Source organism: Tepidimonas sp. HKU78 (assembly GCF_049860815.1).
Taxonomy (GTDB): domain Bacteria; phylum Pseudomonadota; class Gammaproteobacteria; order Burkholderiales; family Burkholderiaceae_C; genus Tepidimonas.
On record NZ_CP187547.1, the window covers coordinates 2,853,950 to 2,875,687 of the forward strand.

Consider the following 21,738-nt stretch of genomic DNA (forward strand, 5'->3'; position numbering starts at 1 on the left):
CACGCGGGGCGGCACCTGGCCGCCCCTTTGTTCGCTCATTGGCCCCGGCTGCAAGCGGGGCCAATCCGCACGCTTACAGGCTGAAGTACATGTCGTACTCGGTCGGGGTAACCTCGACGCGGGCGCGGGTGACTTCCTGCATCTTGAGCTCGATGTAGGCGTCGATCATGGAGTCGGTGAACACACCGCCCTTGGTCAGGAAGGCGCGGTCCTTGTCCAGGTAGTCCAGCGCTTGATCCAGGCTGTGGCAGACGGTCGGCACCAACTTGTCCTCTTCCGGCGGCAGGTGGTACAGGTCCTTGGTCGCGGCCTCGCCCGGGTGGATCTTGTTCTCGACACCGTCCAGCCCCGCCATCAGCAGCGCGGCAAAGCACAGGTACGGGTTGGCCATCGGGTCGGGGAAGCGCGCTTCGACGCGACGCGCCTTCGGGTTGGCCACGTACGGGATACGGATGGAGGCCGAGCGGTTCTTGGCCGAGTACGCGAGCTTGACCGGCGCCTCGAAGTGCGGCACCAGGCGCTTGTAGCTGTTGGTCGTCGGGTTGGTGATGGCGTTGAGCGCGCGCGCGTGCTTGATGATGCCGCCGATGTAGTACAGCGCAAAATCGCTCAGCCCCGCGTAACCGTCGCCGGCGAACAGGTTTTTGCCGTCCTTCCAGACCGACTGGTGCACGTGCATGCCGCTGCCATTGTCACCGTGGTAGGGCTTGGGCATGAAGGTCGCCGTCTTGCCGTAGCTGTTGGCCACGTTCCAGATCACGTACTTGAGCACCTGCGTCCAGTCGGCACGCTCGACCAGGGTGCTGAACTTGGTGCCGATCTCGCACTGGCCGGCACCCGCCACCTCATGGTGGAATACCTCGACCGGGATGCCCAGCGACTCCAGGATCAACACCATCTCGGCGCGCATGTCGTGCGTGCTGTCCACCGGCGGCACGGGGAAGTAGCCACCCTTGGTACGCGGCCGGTGGCCGCGGTTGCCATTCTCGAACTTCGCGCCGGTATTCCAGGGTGCTTCGTACTCCTCGATCTCGTAGAAGCAGTGCCCGGGCTGGGTGCTCCAGCGCACGCCGTCGAACAGGAAAAACTCGGGCTCGGGGCCAAAGTAGGCGGTGTCGCCCAGGCCGGAGGCCTTCAGGTATGCCTCGGCGCGCTTCGCGATGGAGCGCGGGTCGCGGTCGTAGGCCTTGCCGTCGCTGGGCTCGATGACATCACACTGCAAAAAGAGCGTGGTTTCTTCGAAGAACGGGTCGATGTTGGCGGTGTTGGGGTCGGGCATGAGCAGCATGTCCGACGCTTCGATGCCCTTCCAGCCCGCGATGGACGAACCGTCGAACGCGTGGCCCGAGGTGAACTTGTCTTCGTTGAAGGCGGAGATGGGCACGGTCACGTGCTGCTCTTTGCCGCGGGTATCGGTGAAGCGAAAGTCGACGAATTTGACGTCGTTTTCTTTCACCATGTTCATCACGTCAGCGACGGTCTTGGCCATCAGAATGCTCCTACTAAAGGGTCGGGTCGAAGAAAAACGGTCGCGGGGGAAATGCAGTTTCCATGCCAGCGCTCACCGGCCATGCTCACCATGAGAGCGGTCATTCACTTTGGCACTATTTTGGTGCGGAAGACCCATCATGGTGCATCCCCACCGCGCACCAATTCGGGGCCCAGCCGCGCCGACTGGGCAAGCAACGCACCGCGCATCGCATCATACGCCGCCGCCACGGCCGCTGGCTCGCCTTTGACGCCCAGCTCGATGTGGCGCCCATATTCGGGGTGGTCGACACTGGGCAGGCTAAAGACCTTGACACCCGGGTAGTCGGCCTCGATACGCTCCATCAACGGCGTCAAGGCGGCCTCCATAGCGCCATAGACGATGACCGAGCGCTCGGCCTGCGCCGCCCGCCCGTGGCAGGCGGGGTATTGGGTGTCGAGCACCCATTCGATCATCGGCCACGCCATGACCGGAAAGCCCGGCACGAAGTGAACCGTGCCACCCCCAGGCCCATCGCACGAGAAGCCCGGAATGCGGTTGTACGGATTGGGAATAAGGCGCGCGCCCACCGGGAAAACACCCATGTTGAGCCGGTGCACGTTGTCGGGGCGATCGGGTTCGTAGGGCACGCCCTGCTCGGCCGCCACCTCGCGCATGCGCTGCTCGATCAGTTCCTTGGCCTGCGGGTGCAGCACCGCCTGTACGCCCAGCGCGGCAGCGGCTGCTTGGCGCGTGTGGTCGTCCGGCGTGGCGCCGATGCCACCGGTAGAAAACACGACATCCGCGCTGGCAAACGCCTGCCGCAGCACATCGGTGATGGCGGCGCGATCGTCGCCCACGTAGCGCGCCCACGACAGCGCCAGTCCGCGTGCCCCTAGCAGCTCGATCACCTTGGACAGGTGTTTATCCTGCCGTTTGCCAGACAGGATTTCGTCCCCGATGACGATGAGACCGAAGCGCGGCACACGCACCGGCACGGCAGAGTCTTTCATGACGCAGGAGGGTTGGGGGCCGAGGCGGGAGGGGGTGCTGGCAAGGGGCGTGCCGGCACGTCGATGACCGCACCGTCGGCCGCAGCCGGATCCGACGATGCTACCGTGGACGGCGCCGGGTTGGCGCGGCGCAACTCGGCCAGGGCCTGCAGCAGGTAATGGGCGAACCACAGCGAGCCAAACGCAAACACCAGCGCGTAGATCCAGATGGCCAGCGGGATGAGCAACGGTGCCAGCGCGATGAACATCGCGCCTGACGCCCACAACAGGCTGGGTGCCGCGCCCAGCAAGCCGACCAGCACGCCCATGACCAACAGCGGCACGCGGTGCGCGGTCAAGAGGGCACGTCGCTCGTCGGCCGAAGCGTGCTCCGCCAGCGCATCGTAGGCAAAAACGCGGTAGGTCAGCCAGCCCCAGATGAGCGGTGGCAGTACCAGCACCAACGGTGGAATCAGCCAAAAGGGCAATGACAGCACCAGCATCAGCAGCGCCAGCAGGGTAGACCACAGCGACCACCCCAGGCTGCCCCAAAAGCCCCCGCCGCGCTTGCGTTGCAGGTCCGGGAAACGCCGCTGCGCGACCAGCTCGACCATGGCCGGTGTCATCAAAAACGCCACCAGCAACAGGGACGCGACGACGATGAGGGGCGTGGCCAGCACCAGCACCACCAGCGGCGCCACCACGGTGCGCAACGCGCCCAGACCGACGCTGTCCAGCCAGCCCAGCACGAACTCGACCAGTGCCCAACTCTCCAGCCAGGCCAGCACGGCATCGACGGCCCGATCCCAGAACAGGTAGCCCAGCGCGAAGGCCCCCGCCACCATCAACACCAGCGGCAGCAACGACAGCCCAATCACCCGCGGGTGTAGGCAATAGGCCACCGAGCGCCAGAAAGAACCGAGCAAGACGCGCATACCGCAAGCATAACCGCACGACGTCACGACCGCGCCGCGCCTTGCAGCGCCGCCACTTCGTCCGCACCGAGCCAGCGCCACTGCCCCGGGGCCAGGTCGGGCGGCAGTGTCAGCGGGCCGACGGCGCTGCGGTGCAGCACCTCGACGCGGTTGCCCACGGCGGCCACCATGCGCTTGACCTGGTGGTAGCGGCCCTCGGTCAAGGTCAGCCGCAGTCGATGGGCATCGATCGGCTCGACGCCGACCGGCACGGCCGGCCGCGGATCGTCGTGCAGCACCACGCCCGCGCGCAGGCGCTGCAGCTGCGTGTCGTCGAGCGCGTGCTTACAGGTGACGACGTACACCTTGGGCACGTGGTGACGCGGCGAGGTCATCCGGTGGATGAAGGCACCGTCATCGGACAGCAACAGCAGGCCGGTGGTGTCCTGATCCAGCCGTCCAATCGGCTGCACCCCTGCCGCCGCGCCACCGGGGCGCTGGCGCAACGGCGCAGGCAGCAGAGTGAGCACCGACGGCCAGGCCGACGGGCGGCGCGAGCACTCGTAACCCGCGGGTTTGTGCAGCATCAGGTACGCGCGTGGCTGGTAGGGCCAGCGCTGGCCGTCCACCCAAAACACCCAGCCAGCCCCCGCTTGCTCGGGCGGCAGCGGCGCATCGGGATCGGTCACGGGGCGCCGCTCGTCACCGACCTCGACTAGGCCCGCCCGCACCAGCGCCCGACAGGCGCGGCGCGTGCCGAAACCCTGCGAATACAACACATCTTCCCATCGCATCATGGGGCATGAGCATAACGGGCGATGACCCGCTGAACCAGCGACGGCGGAATCGGTCAAAATCGCGTCATCGACACACGACCCTCCATGAAAGACCTCGTCCTGTCCCTGCTGCCCAGCCGCGAACGGTTGCACAGCATGCGCTGGTTGCGCTGGCTGTCACCCTATCTGCACCATCCGCGGCTGTGGCATCTCAACCGCAAAGGGCTGGCACTCGGGCTGGCACTGGGGGTCTTTTTTGGATTGCTGATCCCAGTGGCCCAGATCCCGGCATCGGCCACGTTGGCCGTGCTGCTGCGGGCCAACCTGCCGGCGGCAGTCGCCAGCACGTTGGTCACCAACCCGGTGACGTTCGGGCCGGTGTACTACGGAGCCTATAAGCTGGGGGCGTGGGTTTTGCAAAGCGAGCCCGGCCCGGGGGTGACGACGGGCCCGGAAGGCATTATCCTGGCCACCCCCGGCGCGTCCATGGAGAGTACCGTTGACGATGGGGCAAACCGGCCTTGGTGGGCGTGGGCTGCCGATCTCTGGCATTGGGTTTCCGGCATCGGCAAGCCGCTTGCCGTGGGGCTGGCGATCGTGGCCAGTGTGACCGGGATCGTGGTCTATGGTCTCGTCAATGCTCTGTGGGTGTGGAGGGTGCGGCTGGCGCGCCGTCAACGCCTGCGTCGGCGCGAAACGGCGGCCAAATAGCCACTGCCCGGCCGCCGCCTACTCTCAACCCTGCGCCGCGCGTTTCCACGCGTCGCGTGCCGCTGCCTCGTCCCCGCGCTCCTCGGCGAGTTCGGCCAAGGCGCACCAGCACCGGCGGCGCAGCTCGGGCTCGTCCAGGCGCGGGGCCACCTGTTGCAGCAACGTCTGCGCCTTGCCCCACAGGCCCCGGGCGCGGTAGGCCTGCCCTGCCAGATACTGCAACCCCACATCGGCGGGCAGGCGCCGCTGGGCCTCCTCCAGCCTGGGCAACCAAGCGGCGTCCAGGCGCGGCAGCCACGGCTCCACGAGGCCGGCGGCGCGCAGCCGCTCGCTCGCCGACAGCGTGTCGTACCCCGCCCAGGCGACGCGGATGGCCTCGTCGACCGCGCGCGGCAGCGGCCCTTCCGGCGCCAACTGTCCCTGCCCTCGCATACGCTGGGCGTGCGCGAGTAGCGCCAGCGCACGCGCGGGGTCGCGGCGCTCGTCGCCCTGCTGGTTGCGCCAAACGGCCTCGAGCCCTTCCTCATCGCGCACGTCACGTAGGGCTTCCGTCCACAGGCCGCGCAGCACGGTGCGCACGGCCTCGGCCGAAAACGCCCGGTGCTTGGCCAGCAAGCGCGCCATGTCGAGTGCCGCCCGGTTGTCACGCCGCAATTGGGCCAGCCGCAGCCGCAGCCGCACCGCCTGGATGCGCCGCGCCGCGCCCTGGGGCAACTCCGCCAGCCAGCGCGCGGCGGCTTCGGCGTCGCGGGCGTCGAGCGCCCACTCGGCGGCCCGCAGCAGGGCCCCCTCGCGGGCCTCGGGTGCCCCTCGCGAACGCGTGGGGTCGATGGCCGCGGCCAGCCACGCGTCACGCTGCTCGCGCTGGCTGAGCTGGTGCGCGCTCTCGGCGGCGGTCAGGTGCGCCAGCACCCACATGGCGTCGGTGTACGGCAAGGCATCGCGGTCGGTGCTGCGCAGGCGCGCCATCGCCTCGCGCGCCGCGTTTTGCGCACGCACGAACCGCCCCCCGAGCTGATAGCCCCAGGCCTGCAGCAACAGGCCAACCGTGGCGCGCTCCTGCTGCAGGGCGCGCCAGCGGCTCGCGCGGCGCGGCAACTCGCGCAGCAACGCGACGCCGCGCAGCGCCCCATAGACGACGACGAACCCCACCACCAGGGCGATGACGACCAGGTTGAACGAGACATCGACGCGCCAGGGCGGCCAAAAGAGGGTCACGGTGGCGGGGTTGTCGCCCATCAGCAGCGCCGCGACGACCGCCAGCGCCGCGATAAACAACAGGCCAAAGATGCCCCTCACGGTCGACCTCCGTCGGCCCCATGGACTGCAAGGGCGCTGACTCGCACGTCAGCGCCCTCCGGCAGCGGCGGCCAGCGCGGCCAGCGTCTCGTCGGGACGCGGCAGCGTTTCGTGGCGCAGATCGCGCTCCAGCTCGGCCAGCGTCTGCAGCGCCTGGCGCACGCGCGCCGAGTCGGTGTCGAAATAGCGGCGCAGGTGGCGCTCGACGGCACGCACGTCGGCACGCGCGCTGTCGAACTGGCGCGCCAGCACGCCGAGCCGGGCGTTGACCAGGCTCAAGCGGACGTTCTCGCGCAAGAAGTAAGCCTGCTCCGGCGCCAGCAGCACGGCCTCGGGCTGGTCGATGCGGCGAATGCGCACCAGGTCGCGCGCGGCGGCGCGCAAACGCGCCCAGCCCGCCTCGACCCAAGGCTGTACCGCCGCCCGCCAGCGCGCCCACCGATCGTCGGCAGCCTTGGCCGGCGCAGCCGCCGGTTCGGGCTCGTGTGGCGTCTCGCGCTCGGCGGCGACGGGCTCGGGCGTGCCGACGGGTTCGTCCAACGGCGGCCCGGCGCGCAGCGGCCACTCGTCCACCGCGCGAGCCAGCTCATCCAGGCGCGTCACGAGGGCAGGCACGTCCAGCAACGACGCCGCGCGGATACGCTCGAGGTCGCGCGCGATGGCGCGCTGCACCGGGTTCAGGCGCGGCTGGGCGGCGCGCTCGATGCGCTGCTGCGCCCCCTGCAAAGCGACCACGATGGGCTGCACGCTGCCGGTGAGCTGGCTTTGCTGGATGGCCAAGCGTAACGCGGCCTCCAGGTCTTGCACCAGCGCATCGTCGCGCGAGCGCGACACCGACAGCATCAGCTCTTCCAGCTGCGAGCGCTGCAGCGACACCTCGGACAGCTTGAGCTCGGCCACGCCGATGCGGGCCTGCAACTCGGCCACGGTGGCCTGCGCCTGCTCGGCCAGGGCGCGCGTGGCGGCGGCGTCGGCCTGGGTATCGGCGCTGCGGCGGGCCAGCTCCTCCTGCACACGCGCCACCCGTTGCCAGAGCACGACGCTGGCCGCCAGCGACAGCCCCGCCACCAGCACCGCTGCGAGTGGCCACCCGCGCGCAGCACCACCCGCCATCGCAGCCGGGCGCGGCGGTACCGCCCCGCTCGGTGCCGCGGGTTCTGGGGAGAGCGTCACGGTATCGTTCACGCCAAGGATTCTAGGGCCTGCAGCACGTCGGGCAACGCAGGGCGGCAGGTGTGGACCCGACCCACCCCCAGGGCACGGGCGACGTCGGCGATACGGGGGTGCGTGGCGATGGCCTGGGTGTGACCCCACGGCGCTTGCGGCAGCAGTTGCGGCAGGTTGGCGATGGCCTCACTGCTGCTGAACAGCCACACCGCGCCCGGCCCCACGGCTAGCCGCGCCTGCTGCGCGCGATCGGCGTCCCACGTGGGCGGCACGCGCCGGTACACGACGCGCTCCACGACCTGCGCGCCGACCTCGCGGCAACGCTGCGCCAGCCAGTCGCGTCCGGTGCGCCCGTCGGGCGACGCCCCGCGCACGATCAGCACACGCGCGCCGGGGGCCAGTTGTTGCCGCACCAGCGGCCACAGCGCTTCGGAGTCCATCTGGGCAGAATCCCGCGGAGGGTGATCGATGCGCCCCGGATCGACCCCCCACGCCCGCCAGGCCTGGGCCGTGCCCTCGCCAGGTGCCCAGCAGCGCACGCCGTCGGGTGGCGCGGGCACACCGGCGGCGCGCAACACCTCGACCGACGCCGGGCTGACCGCCATCACCGCAGCCCAGCCGTGCCACGGCCCCATCATGGCGCGCAGCGTCGCCGCGTCCGCCACCGGGGCAATGTCGATCAGCGGTAGGGGCAGCACAGCCCAACCGGCCTGGCGCAGCGCCGCCACCCAGGGCGCCGCCTGCGCGGCCGGCCGGGTCACGACCACCGTGGGGCGCGGCGCGGCGACGGGTGACACGGCGCCCTACTCCGGCATGCGGATCCGGGCCCCGCGGTCGATCAGGGCTTGCGCCACGCGCGCGCCAGCGGCCTCGGCGCTGGCCAGATCGGTCACGTCGGCCTCGACGGCTGCCCGCAGCAGCAGCGATGCCGCCCCTTCGGCATCCCCCCAGGCGGCCTCGACACGCAACCGTGCCGCCTCACTCGGCGCTGGCGGCGGCGCCTCGACCCAGGTGGCGTGCGCGGCCAGAGGCACCGAACAACTACCCCCCAGCGCGCGCGAGACGGCGCGCTCCGCCGCCACCGCGGCCCACGTCGGCCAGTGGGCCAGCGGTGCCAGCGCGGTGGCGACGTCGTCACGCTCGATGCGGATTTCGATCCCCAGCGCCCCCTGCCCTGCCGCGGGCAGCATCTCGCGGGTCTCGAACACACGCCGGATGCGCGTCTCCAACCCCAGCCGGCGCAGGCCGGCGGCCGCCAGCACGATGGCGTGATAGCGGCCCTCGTCGAGCTTGCGCAGGCGGGTATCCAGGTTGCCGCGCAGCGGCTCGATGGAAACGTCCGACCGCCCCAGGCGCGCCAGCGCCTCGCGCAGCAACACCACCCGCCGCAGGCTGGACGTACCAATCACCGCCCCCGCGGGCAAGCCCTCGGGCCCGTCGCACACGGGCGACACCCAGGCATCGCGCGGGTCTTCGCGCGCCATCACGCAAGCCAGCCGAAACCCCGCGGGCAGCTCCATCGGCACGTCTTTGAGGGAATGCACCGCCAAATCCGCCCGGCCCTCGTCCATCGCCACTTCCAGCTCCTTGACGAACAGGCCCTTGCCGCCCACTTTAGACAGCGCCCGATCGAGGATCTGGTCGCCGCGCGTGGTCATGCCCAGCAGGCGCACCCGGTGCCCAAGGCGTTGCAGATGGTCGCGCACATGCTCGGCCTGCCACAGGGCCAAGCGGCTTTCGCGGGTGGCGATGGTCAGGTCGAGGGGGGGGAAAGCAGTGTCGGGCTGGGCGCACCCAGCCCCGGAGCGTGCAGAGGACGACATGCCGGCGATGCTAGCACGCCAGCCGCTCGCCCTGCAGCGCCTCGCGCACCACGGGCAGCTGGCGGCGCGAGACTTGCAGCCGTTCTTCCACCCCGTCCAGTCGCACCACCCAGCCATCGAACGATTCGTCGGCGCGCGCGCTGGGGCGTTCGTGCACGCGCTCCAGCGCGCGCACCCGGTCACGCGCTACCAACGCATTGCGGTGGATGCGCAGCCAGCGCTCGGGCTGCGCGCGCTCGAACTCGTGCAGCGAGCCATCGTAGATGTAGCTGCGCTCGCGCGTGCGCACCGTCACGTATTTGAGTTCGGCCTTGAGGTAGACGATATCGGCGATCGGCACGCGCTCGGTTCGGCCCCGTTCGTGGATGACCAGACTGCCCGCCGCGACACCCCCGTCCGCCACGGTGGGGGCACCAGTGGCCGGGACATTCGCCGCGCGCCAGCGCAGCGCCTTGTCCAGCGCCTGCTGCAGTCGCTCCAGCCGCACCGGTTTGGTCAGGTAGTCCACCGCGTCCAGCTCGAACGCTCGCAACGCGTGCTCGGCGTGCGCAGTGACGAATATCAAGGCCGGCGCCGACGGTCGCCCACGCAGCAGCTCGGCCAGACCCAGCCCGTCCAGCCCCGGCATCTGCACGTCCAGCAACACCACATCCCAAGGTTCGCTGATCAGCCGGGCATAGGCGCTGCGCGCCTCCGACGCCTCGTCCACCTCCAGCGCCAGGGGCAGCCGCCCCAGCAGATCGCGCAGGCGCTCGCGCGCCAAAGCCTCGTCATCGACCACCAGCACCCGAGTGACCATCGTGTCTACCCCCACCCCGTCGGCGCCCGTGCCGCCGGTACAATTTCTTCCTTCTGTTTATACGTCACCGCCTTTATAAACCGACGCTGCAGCTTCGTCCATCGGCGCGCCCGTCCTCTGACCTGCCATGTCGCACAACCAGCTCGATGCCAAATCCCAGGCCTGGTCGGCCTTGTTTTCCGAACCCATGAGCGAGCTGGTGCAACGCTACACCGCTAGCGTCTTTTTCGACCGGCGGCTGTGGAAGGCCGACATCCAGGGGTCGCTCGCGCACGCCGAGATGCTCGCCGCGCAGGGCATCATCAGCGCGCAAGACGGGGCCGACATCCAGCGCGGCCTGCAGCAGATCGCGCAAGAGATCGAAGCCGGCACTTTCGAGTGGAAACTGGCGCTGGAGGACGTGCACCTCAACATCGAAGCGCGCCTGACGCAGCTGGTGGGCGACGCCGGCAAGCGGCTGCACACTGGCCGCAGCCGCAACGACCAAGTGGCCACCGACGTGCGCCTGTGGCTGCGCGACGAGATCGACGGCCTGATCGCGCTGCTGCGCGAGCTGCAAGGCGCGCTGGTCGAGGTGGCCGAGCGCCATGTCGACGTCATCCTGCCGGGCTTCACCCACCTGCAGGTGGCGCAGCCGGTCAGCTTTGCGCACCACCTGCTGGCGTATGTCGAGATGTTCGCCCGCGACGAAGAGCGCCTGCGCGACGTGCGCCGACGCACCAACCGGCTGCCGCTGGGCAGCGCGGCGCTGGCCGGCACCACCTACCCGCTGGACCGCGAGCGCGTGGCACGCACGCTGGGCATGGTGGACGACGACGGCCAGCCGCAGCTGTGCCTCAACAGCCTGGACGCGGTCAGCGACCGCGACTTCGCGATCGAATTCACCGCCGCCGCCTCGCTCATCATGGTGCACATCAGCCGCCTGAGCGAAGAGCTCATTCTGTGGATGAGCCAGAACTTCGGCTTCGTGCGCCTGGCCGACCGCTTCACCACCGGCAGCTCCATCATGCCGCAGAAAAAAAACCCCGACGTGCCCGAGTTGGCGCGCGGCAAGACGGGGCGCGTGGTGGGCCACTTGATGGGCCTGATCACGCTCATGAAGGGCCAGCCGCTGGCGTACAACAAAGACAACCAGGAAGACAAAGAGCCGCTGTTCGACACCGTGGACACGGTGCGCGACACGCTGCGCATCTTCATCGACATGATCGGCGGCGAGCGCGACCCCGCCACGGGCGAGCGCTCGGGGGGCCTGACCGTAAACCGCGAGGCGATGGAGGCCGCCGCGCGCAAGGGCTTCGCCACCGCCACTGACTTGGCGGACTACCTGGTGCGCAAAGGCGTGCCGTTTCGCGACGCGCACGAGACCGTCGCGGCGGCGGTGCGACACGCAGCTGGGCTGGGCGTGGACTTGGCCGACCTGCCGCTGGCCGACCTGCAGCGCTTTCACCCCGCGATCGAAGCCGACGTGTTCCAGGCCCTGACCCTACAGGGCAGCGTGCAGGCGCGCAACACGGTGGGCGGCACCGCGCCAGAACAGGTGCGGCGCCAGATCGCGCGCCACCGCGCCCGGCTGGGCTGAAGCGGCGGGGCGGCTTACAGCGCCGCCTCGGCCAGCGCTGCACGCGCGGGGGCGGCCACCTCGGGCTGCACCAGACGACGGTAGTAAGTGGGCAGGGCAAAGAGGGCCGGGTGCACCTCGGCGTTGTAGTACTGCAGGTCGGGCAAGGCGTCCACCCGCGCCTGCAGCGTCGCGGCATCCAGCGCACGGGGTTGCAGCCGGTCGGACGCCACCGCAAAGCCCCAGTACGCGCCGTACAGCGGCACGTACAGCCCAAACGGGTGCACCTGCTCGAACACCGTGCGCAGCGCGGCGTTGATACGCTGAACCTGATCGGGCTCGAAGACAGGGGTCCCGGTGTGCAGCACCACCGCCCCGCCCGGGCGCAGGATGCGCCGCAGCGAGCGGAAAAACGCCTCGGTATAGAGCGACCCCGCGGGCGTCTCGGGATCGGTCAGGTCGAGCAAGATCAGGTCGAAGCGCTCGGCCGTCTCGGCCACGTACGCCAACCCGTCGCCGATCTTGACTTCCAGCCGCGGGTCGTCGAACACGCCGCGGTGCACGGCGCGCAGGTGCTCGCGCGCCAGCGCCACCACCTCGCCGTCGAGCTCGGCCATCACCACACGCTGCACGCTGCGGTGCTTGAGCACCTCCTCGGCGGCACCGCCATCGCCGCCGCCGATGATGAGCACGTCGCGCACGGCGCCGTGTGCGACCGCCGCCGGGTGCACCAGACATTCGTGGTAATAAAACTCCTCGCCCTCCGACGTCATGAAGTGCCCGTCGATGCGCATCGCCAACCCGAAGCGCGGCGTGCGCAGCAGCTCAATGGTCTGGTACGGGCTGCGCCGCGCCAGCACGCGCTCGCTGCTGACGAAGCCGTAGACGGCATCACCCGCGTCGTTGAGCGGCTCCAGAATCGTCTCGAGCGGGGGGCGCTGCTCGCTGCCGCGCTGCAGGCGGTGGATTTCGCTGCGCTGCGGCTCGAATGCGGCCACGATCTCGCGCAACAGCGCCTCGGCCTTGGCCGAGTTGTCGGTGGTGAAGTTGCAGACGTACACGTCCAGCGTGACGGCGCGCCGCTCGGGCCAGGTATGCGCTGCCAGGTGCGACTCGGCCAGCAGCAACATCCCCGTCACCCCGCCGGGCTGCCCCTCGTAGGGCGGAAACGTGTGCCATTTTTCATCGACCAGGGTCAGCCCCACCCCGATCGTGTGGCGTCGGCACAACTCGGCCAATACCGCCGCATCGGTCATCAGACCGTCGGCCCCCCGGCAGTCGTACAGATCAGCCGTCAGATGAAGCCCTTGCATGGCTCGATCCCCCATCCAATCGTGTTGCACCACCAGGCACGCCGAGGCGGCCTGGGCGAAACCGAAAATTATACCAGCCCAGCACTAGGGTTTTCCCGTAGCCCAACCCGGCGTGGCGGCAAGGGAATGCCCCAAACGACGACAGCCCCGCACGGGCGTGCGGGGCTGTCGCTGTCGTGGCGAGCGATGCAGTCAGCGGAAGCGCGGCTGCGGCTTGACCGTCAGTTCGCCCTTGATGGACGCCAGGTAGTTGGCCATTTGCTTGAGCTCGGCATTGCTGAACTGCTGGACGATGCCCCCCATGATCGCGTTGTTGCGGCCGATGTACGGGTTTCCTTCGACTTTGTACGACTTGAGCGCCACGTACAGGTAATCGGCGTGCTGGCCAGCGATCTTGGGGTAGCTGGGGTCGATCGGTTTGCTGAAATTGGCACCGTGGCAGGACACACAGGCGCCTTTCTCAAGCAAAGCCGCCACGGCGGCAGACGCCGCCTTGGGCTGTTCGGGCGCCGGAGCGGTCTGGTGGCTCGCATAGTATGCGGCCAGATCGGCGATATCCTGATCGGACAGCGAACCCGCGATACCGCGCATGGTGGGGTGCTTGCGGTCGCCCTTGCGGTAGGCTTGCAGGGCTGCGGCAATGTACGGCCCCGACTGACCCGAGATCATGGGCACTTTGTGGATCTCGGGGAAGCTGTTCTGGTAACCCGGGATGCCATGGCAGCCGATGCACATCGCGGCTTTGGCCTCACCGGCTTTGACGTCCCCCGCGGGTGTCTGGGCCTGTACAGCGGCAGCGGCGACGACGGTCGCGCCCGCGACAATGGTTTTGAGCAATGGAGTCAGCGTTCGATTCATGTTGCCAGCACAATGAGAGGGACGTTTGACAAAAATCAACGACCGATTATATAGACTCGTTCCACTTCACCACGGCAGACGAACTCATGGTTTTCACGGGTACCCCTTCTTACGTCGCCACGCCAGATCTGGTGCTGGCGGTCAACGCAGCCATCCGCCTGCAGCGGCCTCTGCTGCTCAAAGGCGAGCCCGGCACGGGCAAGACCATGCTCGCCGAGGAGGTGGCGCGCGCGCTCGACATGCCACTGCTGCAGTGGCACATCAAGTCCACCACCAAGGCCCAGCAGGGGCTCTATGAGTACGACGCGGTCAGCCGCCTGCGCGACAGCCAGCTCGGCGACGACCGGGTCAAGGACATCCGCCACTACATCGTCAAGGGCGTGCTGTGGCAGGCGTTCGAAGCCGATCGGCCCGTGGCGCTGCTGATCGACGAAATCGACAAGGCCGACATCGAATTTCCCAACGACCTGTTGCGCGAACTCGACCGCATGGAGTTTTACTGCTACGAGACGCGCGAGCTCATCCGCGCCCGGCACCGGCCGCTGGTCTTCATCACGTCGAACAACGAGAAAGACCTGCCCGACGCCTTTCTGCGCCGCTGCTTCTTCCACTACATCCGCTTCCCCGAGCCGGCCACGATGAAGCAGATCGTGGACGTGCACTTCCCTGGCCTGAAGGACGAGCTGGTCAGCGCCGCCATGCGCACGTTCTTCGACATCCGACAACTGCCGGGCCTGAAGAAAAAGCCCTCCACCTCGGAGCTGCTGGACTGGCTGCGGCTGCTGGCGGCCGAAGACATCGCCCCGAGCAGCCTGCAGTCCGCCGACGGCAAACTGACCGTGCCACCGCTGGTGGGGGCGCTGCTCAAGAACGAGCAGGACTTGGTGCTGTTCGAAAAGCTCGTCTTCATGAACCAGCGCAACCGTTGACCGCCCGATGCTGATCGACTTTTTCTACACCTTGCGCGCGGCGCGGTTGCCCGTGTCGGTCAAGGAGTACCTGACGCTGCTGGAGGCGCTGCAGGCGGGTGTGGTCGGCCCGCGCAACCCGGAGGCGTGCTCGATCGACGATTTTTACTACCTGGCGCGCACCACGTTGGTCAAGGACGAGCGGCACTACGACAAGTTCGATCGCGCCTTTGCGGCGTACTTTCGCGGTGTGGAGCAGATCGCGGACTTTTCCCAGGAAATCCCCGCCGACTGGCTGCGCCAGACGCTGCAGCGCCTGTTGTCCGACGAGCAAAAGGCCAACGCCCCGCGGCTGGAGTGGGACGAACTGATGGAGGAGCTGCGCAAGCGGCTGGAGGAACAAAAGGAACGCCACGAGGGCGGCAGCAAGTGGATCGGCACCGGCGGCACCAGCCCCTTTGGCCACGGGGGCTACAACCCGCAGGGCATCCGCATCGGCGGCAAGGGAGGCGGGCGCAGCGCCGTCAAGGTGTGGGACCAGCGCCTGTACCGCGACTACGACGACTCACAGGAGCTGGGCACGCGCAACCTCAAGATGGCGCTGCGCCGGCTGCGGCGCTTTGCGCGCGAGGGCTCAGAACTGGAGCTGGACCTGCCCGACACCATCCGTGCCACCGCCGCCAACGCCGGCTACCTGGACCTCAAGATGGTGCCCGAGCGGCACAACCACGTCAAAGTCCTGCTGCTGATGGACGTCGGCGGCACGATGGACGAGCACGTCCAACGCGTCGAGGAACTCTTTTCGGCGGCACGGGCCGAATTCAAGCACCTGGAGTTTTATTACTTCCACAACTGCGTCTACGACTATCTGTGGAAAAACAACCGCCGCCGCTACGCCGAGAAGTTCCCGACCTGGGACGTGATCCGCCGCTACAACAAAGACTACAAGCTGATCTTCGTCGGCGACGCGACCATGAGCCCCTATGAGATTTTGCAACCCGGCGGCAGCGTCGAGTACAACAACGAGGAGCCAGGGGCCGAGTGGCTGCAGCGCCTCACCCACGCCTTTCCGCACCACGTCTGGATCAACCCCGAGCCGCAGGGTCTGTGGGCCTACCGCCAAAGCATCGCCATCATCCAGCAACTCATGGGCGGACGCATGTTTCCCCTCACCCTCAAGGGTCTGGAGGAGGCGATGCGGCTGCTGTCCAAATGAGTGCTGCCGAGCGGCACCCGCGGTCGCGGGTACCACCCAGCGTTCGACGGCCCATGGCGGCGCCCGCGCCAACGGTGACGCGCGGGTACTGGCCCACCGGTATGGACTGGTACCGGGCTGTATGGGCCGTTCTGTTGAGTGCCGCCTTGGCCGGTTGCGCGAGTGCCCCCAGCGCCGACGCCGCCCCCCCTGAACCGAGCCCCAGCGCCTTCACGCTCGACATCGATGCCCCGCCTGCGCTGGCCGCGCTGCTGCAGCAACACCTCGACGCGCAGCGCTTGCGCGCCGTACCCGACCTCACCCGCAGCGAGTTACTGCGCATCGAAACGACACTGCCGACACAAGCGCGTGATTTGCTGGCCACCCAAGGCTATTTCAGTCCCCTGATCCAAGTGGTGCTCAGCCCGCCGGAGATACAGCCGCCGCGGCTGCACCTGCAGGTGCAGCCAGGACCGCGCACCACCATCGAGGCGGTGGACCTGCGACTGGACGGACCCGATCCTGAACGGACCGAACGCCTCGTGACCGAAGTACGCCGCCAGTGGCGCCTACCGGAGGGCGCATACTTCACTCAGGCAGCTTGGGATGAAGCCAAACGGGAAGCACTTCGGACTCTGCAGCAGCGCGACTTCGCGCGGGCCCGTCTGGTCGCCAGCCGCGCCGACATCGACCCCGAACGCGCTCGCGCCACGTTGCACCTGCATTGGGACAGCGGACCCGCCATCCGGCTTGGTCCGGCGCAGGTAGAAGGGGCACAGCGCTACCCCGACGAACAAGCGCTGCGCTGGGCCGAGCGCGCCGGGTTGCGTGCTGGCCTGCCCTACGATGAGACGCTGCTGCTGGCCGCCCAACGGCAACTCACGCAAAGTGGCCTGTACGACAGCGCCTTCGTCCTGTTGGCCGACGACGGTCCGCCCGATGCGCTGCCGGTGCGTGTACAGGTGCGCGAGGCGCCACGCCAGCGTCTGCAAATCGGACTGGGGCTGAGCACCGACAGCGGCGGGCGGCTGAGTGCCGAGTACACCCACCTTCGGCTGCCCGGCTTGGACTGGCGGCTGGATACGCGGCTGCGCTGGACGCAAAAGGACACGATCGTTGGCCTCGAAGGTGTCAGCCCGCTCGACGGCCAAGGGTGGCGCCAGCGTCTGGGCTGGCAAGCCGAAGCGCAACGCGACGAGTCGCACACGCGGACGCAGCAATGGCGCTGGACGCGCGAACAACCGGGCCTGCGGCTGGACCGTGCCCTATTCGTGCAGTGGGACACCTCGACCGAACGCCGTGCCGGTGCCGCCCCTGAACGTGCCAGTGGCCTGGGCGCGGGATGGACATGGACCCGTCGCGCATTCGACGATCTGGACGACCCCCGACACGGCTACGGCTTAGTGGCCGAACTGGGTGCCGGCTGGACCCGAACCCCCGAGCAACGCCCCTACGCGCGCGCACGAGCGCGCGCCCTGCTGCTGTGGTCGCCGGCAGACGACAGCCGGGGACAACGGCTGGCGTTGACGCTGGAGGGCGGCGCCGTGTGGGCAGCAGCCGGCGCCCGCGTGCCGGTCAGCCTGCGTTTTTGGGCCGGCGGCGACGGCAGTGTGCGCGGCTACGCCCCCCGCAGCATCGGCGCCCCCGGCGACGGCGGCGCGCCACAGGCGGCCCGACTGCTGGCACTGGCCAGCCTGGAATGGCAGCGTCCCTGGCGCCACGACGGCGCCCTCACCCCGTGGGAACTGGCGCTGTTCGTGGACGGCGCGACGGCTGGCGATCGCTGGTCGGCGCGGGAGAGCGCATTGGGCGTGGGTGCCGGATTGCGTTATCGCAGCCCGGTGGGGCCACTGCGCGCCGACCTCGCCTACGCGGTACGGGATCGCCGCTGGCGGCTGCATCTGGGCGTCGGTTTCGTATTCTGATGATGCACATCACCGGTTCGACCCCGTCCGACGCCGCTGAGCCGATACCAGCGCGAAATGTCGATCCAGGCAACGCCCGCGGCCACTTTTGGATGCGCGGCCGCCTGCGCCGACTGGCAGTGGGGATACTGGCGGCTGCTGGCGCCTTGGCCGGACTGCTCCTGGCGCTGCTGATCGCCGCCCTGACCTGGCTGCGACAGGACACCTCACTACCACAGACCCTGACCTGGGGCCAACGCTGGCTGGGCCCCGAGTGGCAGTTGACCTGGAGCGGCGCACGGGGTCCCTTGGCGGTAGGCGGCGAGATCGACACGTTGCGTCTGGATGGCCCAAGCTTCAGCCTGCACGTGGAGGGCCTGCACTGGCGCTGGGCGGCCGACTTCTGGCCGCGCCTGTGGCGTGAGCGACGCGTGGCCTTGCAGACCCTAGGGGCCCGGATCGTCACTTTACGGCGCGAGCGCGTCCACCCTGATACCACTGGTTTGCCACCGCCGCCCGAGGCCCGCGCACTGCGGCTGCCCTGGCTCGCCGATCTCCAGGTTCCAATACACCTTACCCGGCTCGACAGCGACGGGGTCACCGTCGAGCAGCTGCAGGCCGAATATCGCTACGTCGGCAGCAACGGCGCTGCTGCCGACCCGACGCCCCCTGCTTCGGCGCACGCAGATGCCTCGTCCCTTGCGCCCACGGCGCAAAACCATGGCGCCGTGCGAGCAGCGAACGATGCCACCACGGTCAGCCACACCCTGGTCATCGAAACTGCGACGGTGCGCCTGACACACCCCAGCGGACAGTTGCGCTGGCGCGGCCATGCCACACTGGCGCTACAGGCAGGGTCACAGGTAACGGTCGCCTTCGATGCAAAGGGGCAGTGGTCCGGTCAACGCATCGGATGGCCTGCACAGGCTGGACCAATGCAGCTGCGCCTCGATGGCCCCCTGCGCACCGACGCGGCCTTGCGTGCGGCGCTGACCTGGCACGCCGAACGCAGCGGTAATGCCCCCGCCATGACGCTGAGTGCCGATCTGACCGTTGCGCCCTGGGCGGCGTGGCCGGTGCGCGCCTTGACACTCGATACGCAGGCGCTGGACCTGGCCCTACTGTGGCCGGGGGCACCACACACCCATCTGAGCGGCACCGCACGGTGGCAACCCGATGCCGACGCTGCCGACGGGACAAGCGGACGACTACGCGCCTCGCTGCGCAACGCCCGCCCAGCCCCCTGGAACCGTGGCGGACTGCCGCTGGACAGCGTCGACTTGATCCTGCGCCACGATGGTTCGACCCTCATTATCGAAGCGCTGCAAGCGCGCCTGGCCCAGGGCCAACTGACCGCGCGCGCCAACGCCGTCCCGCCAGCCGAGGGCAGGCTCACCGTGGACGCCGTCCATACCCTAAGCCTGACGCTACACGACCTCGACCCTGCGCGGGTGTGGGCAGGACTGGATCCCACCCCGTTACAAGCCGTGCTGCAATGGCAGCGAGGCAACACGGCACGGCATTCTGCGGCCGTCCCAGCGACATTCGACGCCTCGTTACGTTGGGGTGCAACGCTGCACGCACACGCGCGCGGCCGTTGGTACCCCGGCCAGCAGGTCACGGGCACGCTGGCGGCCACCGTGCCCGGCGCGCGGCTCGAGGCCGAGGGAGCGCTGCCCTTGGGCCAGCGCCTGCTCGCCTTGCCGCACGGGGGCCAGCTCGCGCTGCGCGGCGATGACCTTAGCCACCTGCGGCGCTGGCTGCAGGACGGTGCTGCGCGCGCGTCCGCCATCGCGCCGGAGCTGGCGCAACGCATCGCCCGCGCCGCCGATGCTGTGCCCGACGGCGATGTGATGGTGCAGGCGTACTGGGGTTCGCGGCTGCCGCTGCGCGACGCTCGCGGCGCCGACCCCTGGCGGCTGATGTTGAGCAGCCACCGACTGCAGTGGCCCCCTATGGGTGACACCCGCGACCGCCCGCTGCGTGTGCAAACGATGCGGTTCGAAGCCACCGGCGAGGGCCACCGCGCTCACCTCCGCGCCAGCGCCACGCTACCGCGGACGCCACGCACACTGCGGCTGGCGCTGCCCGACGCCACCGTTGCGTGGAGCGGCGAAAACCCGCACACGGCCCGCGTTTGGGCCAACGACGTGCCGCTGCTCGTGCATGCCGGCGACGCCTCGGCGCAGCTGAGGCTACAGCATCTGGTGTGGGAAGCCGGCGTGGTGCAGCTTGCGGGACAAACCGGCTCCCTGCCGCTGACCCCATGGCTGGCCGCCCTGGGGTTCGAACCACCCGCAGATGCCCCCCTGCAGCCCGATGCGTCCTTTGCCTTAGGGGCGCAATGGGACGTGACCCTGCCGCTGACCGCAGAGGCGGCACGACGGACCCGCCCGCATCTGGCCGTGACCTTGCAACGAAACCATGGGGATGTGTGGCTGCGCGCGCTGACCGAAGTCGAGCCGGCACCCGCGGCAGGCTTGCGCGAGGCCTTCGCGCACCTACGCTGGGACGGCGCCACAGCCCAGGCCCGGCTGCGCTGGGATAGCCGCCTGGGCGGTGACGCCGACATTCAGCTGACGCTGAACTGGCCTGCCTCCCACCAGGCGACGATGGCTACCCTGCCCTGGCTGCCGCCGCCTGATGCGGCCGTGCGCGGCACGGCACGCCTGCGCACACCGCCCCTGGCGGTATTGACCCCTTGGTTGCCCCCCGGCTGGCGTATCGATGGCCAGCTCCAAGCCAACGTCGCCATCAGCGGTAGCTGGAGCGAGCCCGAGTGGAGTGGCTCCCTCACCGGTGACGACATACGTCTGACCCAACGAGCCGAGGGCATCGACTGGCGTGTCAGCCCCCTGCGCGCCACTGTGGCCGACCACCGGTTGACCCTGCAGGCGCTGACGCTGCGCACGGCTGCCAACGACCCAGCCGATGATATCGGCGGCACGCTACAGCTCAGCGGCTGGGCGCAATGGGATGCCGAAACCCGTACACCGCGCGTTGCGCTGACCGCGCGCGCGGATCGCTGGCGCCCACTGGCGCGTGTCGACCGAAGAGTCGTTCTGAGCGGCATGCTCGACATGCGTGCGCAGCAACGTCGCCTCGACCTCGGTGGTCAGCTGCGGCTGGATACGCTGCGCTGGCTGCTACCGAACGAGGACACGCCGACATTGAGCGCCGACGTCGTGGTGCGCGGGCGCACGCCATCCGCCATGCCGTCCCTATGGCCCGCTGGATGGACCGGGTCCGTGGACCTCGGCATCGATCTCGGCGCCGATGCCCGTATCAGTGGCCGTGGGCTGGACACCGGTTTACGCGGAACGCTGCACTGGCGGCAGCGCGACGACCTGGCCCCACAACTGGTCGGTGAAGTGCGCACCGTGGACGGGCACTACCGCATCTACGGCCAGCGTTTGACCCTGACGCACGGGGTATTGCGTTTCAATGGTGCCATCGACAACCCCGCGCTGGACCTGTTGGCAACCCGAACCGTATCCCAGCAGACCGTGGGCATCACAGTCTCGGGTACGGCGCAGGCACCGCGTGTGCGCCTGTACGCCGATCCAGCCCTGCCCGAGACCGACATCCTGGCCTGGCTGATATTGGGCCGCCCCCTGAGTGGTGCCGGCGCCGAGGCCGCGCTCGTGCAGCGTGCCGCCTTGGCACTGCTGAGTGCCCGCCAGGGTGGAAGTCCCTCACTCCCAGCCCGCCTGGGGCTCGACGAGCTCAGCGTCGACACCGGTGGTCCCCAGGGTGATGGCAGCGTGCGCGCGGCATCGGTATCGCTGGGAAAACGCCTCTCCGATCGGCTTTACCTTGGCTACCAGCGCAGTGTTTTTGGTTTGGTGGGTACGGTGTCGGTGCTGTACGACCTCTCCCGCCATCTGACACTGCGCGCCCGCGCGGGCGACGAGCAAGCCGTGGAACTGCTCTACCAGCGCCGCTACGATTGAGTGCCGCCGTGAACGCAGCCCCCTGCGGGTGCATGGACCGCGACAACGGCCGCGCCTGTCACGGACAGCGGGTGGGTGATAATTCGGACTGCGTGACCCG

At 69.0% G+C, this 21,738-nt stretch carries 17 protein-coding genes; 6 read left to right on the plus strand and 11 right to left on the minus strand.

The features are described from left to right. Positions 1–73: 73 nt before the first annotated feature. The 4 genes from glnA to ACPYIS_RS14060 form a co-directional block, all read right to left on the minus strand. Positions 74–1,489, minus strand: coding sequence for a type I glutamate--ammonia ligase (gene glnA, locus ACPYIS_RS14045; protein WP_299022976.1), 1,416 nt, complete (start codon positions 1,487–1,489; stop codon positions 74–76). A gap of 137 nt (positions 1,490–1,626) precedes the next feature. After that, positions 1,627–2,481, minus strand: coding sequence for a competence/damage-inducible protein A (locus ACPYIS_RS14050; RefSeq protein WP_299022977.1), 855 nt, complete (start codon positions 2,479–2,481; stop codon positions 1,627–1,629). Next, positions 2,478–3,395 carry an EI24 domain-containing protein gene (locus ACPYIS_RS14055; protein WP_299022978.1) on the minus strand — a complete coding sequence of 306 codons (918 nt, stop codon included), beginning with the start codon at positions 3,393–3,395 and terminating at the stop codon, positions 2,478–2,480. Before ACPYIS_RS14055 ends, ACPYIS_RS14050 begins: the two co-directional genes overlap by 4 nt. A 23-nt stretch (positions 3,396–3,418) precedes the next feature. Beyond that, positions 3,419–4,168 (minus strand): 16S rRNA pseudouridine(516) synthase, encoded by a 750-nt coding sequence (locus ACPYIS_RS14060; RefSeq protein ID WP_299022981.1) that lies wholly within the window; start codon positions 4,166–4,168, stop codon positions 3,419–3,421. A gap of 87 nt (positions 4,169–4,255) precedes the next feature. Here ACPYIS_RS14060 and ACPYIS_RS14065 point away from each other — a divergent pair, with 87 nt between their 5' ends. Next, complete coding sequence (locus ACPYIS_RS14065) at positions 4,256–4,861, plus strand: DUF2062 domain-containing protein (RefSeq protein WP_299022979.1); 606 nt, start codon at positions 4,256–4,258, stop codon at positions 4,859–4,861. Positions 4,862–4,885: 24 nt separating this feature from the next. On the opposite strand, the gene ACPYIS_RS14070 is transcribed toward ACPYIS_RS14065, so the two are convergent. From ACPYIS_RS14070 to ACPYIS_RS14090, 5 genes are read right to left on the minus strand one after another with little or no spacing between them, the layout of a single operon-like run. Continuing rightward, positions 4,886–6,160, minus strand: coding sequence for a heme biosynthesis HemY N-terminal domain-containing protein (locus ACPYIS_RS14070; protein WP_424858851.1), 1,275 nt, complete (start codon positions 6,158–6,160; stop codon positions 4,886–4,888). A 48-nt stretch (positions 6,161–6,208) separates the two neighbouring features. Then, the gene (locus tag ACPYIS_RS14075; protein ID WP_424858850.1) at positions 6,209–7,345 is read right to left on the minus strand and encodes a uroporphyrinogen-III C-methyltransferase; all 1,137 of its coding nucleotides are present in this window, start codon (positions 7,343–7,345) and stop codon (positions 6,209–6,211) included. Continuing rightward, entirely contained in the window at positions 7,342–8,124 is a 783-nt protein-coding gene (locus ACPYIS_RS14080; RefSeq protein ID WP_424858849.1) for a uroporphyrinogen-III synthase, read from the minus strand. Before ACPYIS_RS14080 ends, ACPYIS_RS14075 begins: the two co-directional genes overlap by 4 nt. A 6-nt stretch (positions 8,125–8,130) precedes the next feature. Then, positions 8,131–9,150, minus strand: a complete 1,020-nt coding sequence (hemC, locus tag ACPYIS_RS14085) for a hydroxymethylbilane synthase (protein WP_424858848.1) — start codon at positions 9,148–9,150, stop codon at positions 8,131–8,133. Between the two features lie 10 nt (positions 9,151–9,160). Further along, positions 9,161–9,949, minus strand: coding sequence for a LytR/AlgR family response regulator transcription factor (locus ACPYIS_RS14090; protein WP_299019663.1), 789 nt, complete (start codon positions 9,947–9,949; stop codon positions 9,161–9,163). Between the two features lie 127 nt (positions 9,950–10,076). Here ACPYIS_RS14090 and argH point away from each other — a divergent pair, with 127 nt between their 5' ends. After that, positions 10,077–11,528, plus strand: coding sequence for an argininosuccinate lyase (gene argH / locus ACPYIS_RS14095; RefSeq protein ID WP_424858846.1), 1,452 nt, complete (start codon positions 10,077–10,079; stop codon positions 11,526–11,528). A gap of 14 nt (positions 11,529–11,542) precedes the next feature. On the opposite strand, the gene speE is transcribed toward argH, so the two are convergent. Both speE and ACPYIS_RS14105 read right to left on the minus strand, forming a co-directional pair. Further along, on the minus strand, positions 11,543–12,820 hold the full coding sequence (gene speE, locus ACPYIS_RS14100) for a polyamine aminopropyltransferase (RefSeq protein ID WP_424894486.1): 1,278 nt from the start codon (positions 12,818–12,820) through the stop codon (positions 11,543–11,545). 192 nt (positions 12,821–13,012) lie between these two features. Next, the gene (locus ACPYIS_RS14105; RefSeq protein ID WP_425973737.1) at positions 13,013–13,678 is read right to left on the minus strand and encodes a c-type cytochrome; all 666 of its coding nucleotides are present in this window, start codon (positions 13,676–13,678) and stop codon (positions 13,013–13,015) included. An 86-nt stretch (positions 13,679–13,764) separates the two neighbouring features. Between ACPYIS_RS14105 and ACPYIS_RS14110 the strand changes: the two genes are divergently transcribed. The 4 genes from ACPYIS_RS14110 to ACPYIS_RS14125 all read left to right on the plus strand — a co-directional run bounded on the left by ACPYIS_RS14110 (position 13,765) and on the right by ACPYIS_RS14125 (position 21,638). Next, the gene (locus ACPYIS_RS14110; RefSeq protein ID WP_299019431.1) at positions 13,765–14,607 is read left to right on the plus strand and encodes an AAA family ATPase; all 843 of its coding nucleotides are present in this window, start codon (positions 13,765–13,767) and stop codon (positions 14,605–14,607) included. Positions 14,608–14,614: 7 nt separating this feature from the next. Beyond that, on the plus strand, positions 14,615–15,802 hold the full coding sequence (locus ACPYIS_RS14115) for a vWA domain-containing protein (RefSeq protein WP_424894484.1): 1,188 nt from the start codon (positions 14,615–14,617) through the stop codon (positions 15,800–15,802). Positions 15,803–15,936: 134 nt separating this feature from the next. Next, entirely contained in the window at positions 15,937–17,706 is a 1,770-nt protein-coding gene (locus ACPYIS_RS14120) for an autotransporter assembly complex protein TamA (protein ID WP_424894483.1), read from the plus strand. Continuing rightward, a complete protein-coding gene (locus tag ACPYIS_RS14125) occupies positions 17,706–21,638 on the plus strand; it encodes a translocation/assembly module TamB domain-containing protein (RefSeq protein ID WP_424858842.1) in 3,933 nt (1,310 codons plus the stop codon). Before ACPYIS_RS14120 ends, ACPYIS_RS14125 begins: the two co-directional genes overlap by 1 nt. The last annotated feature ends 100 nt before the right edge of the window (positions 21,639–21,738 follow it).

Bases quoted from the DNA above. Each gene is read 5' to 3' on its own strand.
- glnA (WP_299022976.1), bottom strand. From the start codon at position 1,489: ATGGCCAAGACCGTCGCTGACGTGATGAACATGGTGAAAGAAAACGAC.
- ACPYIS_RS14050 (WP_299022977.1), bottom strand. From the start codon at position 2,481: ATGAAAGACTCTGCCGTGCCGGTGCGTGTGCCGCGCTTCGGTCTCATC.
- ACPYIS_RS14055 (WP_299022978.1), bottom strand. From the start codon at position 3,395: ATGCGCGTCTTGCTCGGTTCTTTCTGGCGCTCGGTGGCCTATTGCCTA.
- ACPYIS_RS14060 (WP_299022981.1), bottom strand. From the start codon at position 4,168: ATGCGATGGGAAGATGTGTTGTATTCGCAGGGTTTCGGCACGCGCCGC.
- ACPYIS_RS14065 (WP_299022979.1), top strand. From the start codon at position 4,256: ATGAAAGACCTCGTCCTGTCCCTGCTGCCCAGCCGCGAACGGTTGCAC.
- hemC (WP_424858848.1), bottom strand. From the start codon at position 9,150: ATGTCGTCCTCTGCACGCTCCGGGGCTGGGTGCGCCCAGCCCGACACT.
- ACPYIS_RS14090 (WP_299019663.1), bottom strand. From the start codon at position 9,949: ATGGTCACTCGGGTGCTGGTGGTCGATGACGAGGCTTTGGCGCGCGAG.
- argH (WP_424858846.1), top strand. From the start codon at position 10,077: ATGTCGCACAACCAGCTCGATGCCAAATCCCAGGCCTGGTCGGCCTTG.
- speE (WP_424894486.1), bottom strand. From the start codon at position 12,820: ATGCAAGGGCTTCATCTGACGGCTGATCTGTACGACTGCCGGGGGGCC.
- ACPYIS_RS14105 (WP_425973737.1), bottom strand. From the start codon at position 13,678: ATGAATCGAACGCTGACTCCATTGCTCAAAACCATTGTCGCGGGCGCG.
- ACPYIS_RS14110 (WP_299019431.1), top strand. From the start codon at position 13,765: ATGGTTTTCACGGGTACCCCTTCTTACGTCGCCACGCCAGATCTGGTG.
- ACPYIS_RS14115 (WP_424894484.1), top strand. From the start codon at position 14,615: ATGCTGATCGACTTTTTCTACACCTTGCGCGCGGCGCGGTTGCCCGTG.
- ACPYIS_RS14125 (WP_424858842.1), top strand. From the start codon at position 17,706: ATGATGCACATCACCGGTTCGACCCCGTCCGACGCCGCTGAGCCGATA.